Origin of the sequence: Thiobacillus denitrificans (assembly GCF_001530125.1) — a bacterium.
In the GTDB taxonomy this organism is placed as follows: Bacteria; Pseudomonadota; Gammaproteobacteria; order Burkholderiales; family Thiobacillaceae; genus Thiobacillus; species Thiobacillus denitrificans_C.
Genome location: NZ_LDUG01000067.1, coordinates 793 through 1,158 on the forward strand (window position 1 = coordinate 793; position 366 = coordinate 1,158).

A 366-nucleotide genomic window follows, 5' to 3' on the forward strand; every position below is an offset into this window, starting at 1 on the left:
CGCGTGCTGGCGCCGATCGACATCCGGGGCTTGCCGTGCCAGACCTCGTCACGGCTATACCCCGACTGGCCGATTGCCGCCTTGCGTCATACTCCGGCGGAACTGTCCAGGCAAGTGGCCATCGCCTTGTTGCGCATGCCGCGTACCGCAGAGGGCTATAGCTGGACGATCCCCAGTGATTATCAGGTTGTTGGTGAGTTGTTCCAGGAACTGAGAATCGGCCCCTATGCCTATTTGCGCCTATGGACCTTCGAGGGCGTTTTGCGGCGCTATTGGGGCTGGATGCTGCTGATTCTGGCCTTGCTGGTCACCTGGGCGGTGCATACCGTGCGGGTCGAATACCTGGTCAGCCAGCGCACCCGCGCG

The 366-nt window shown here is 62.3% G+C and carries 1 pseudogene; it reads left to right on the top strand.

The features are described from left to right. Nucleotides 1-366 (top strand): annotated as a pseudogene (locus ABW22_RS17670) (sensor histidine kinase); the annotation flags it as partial.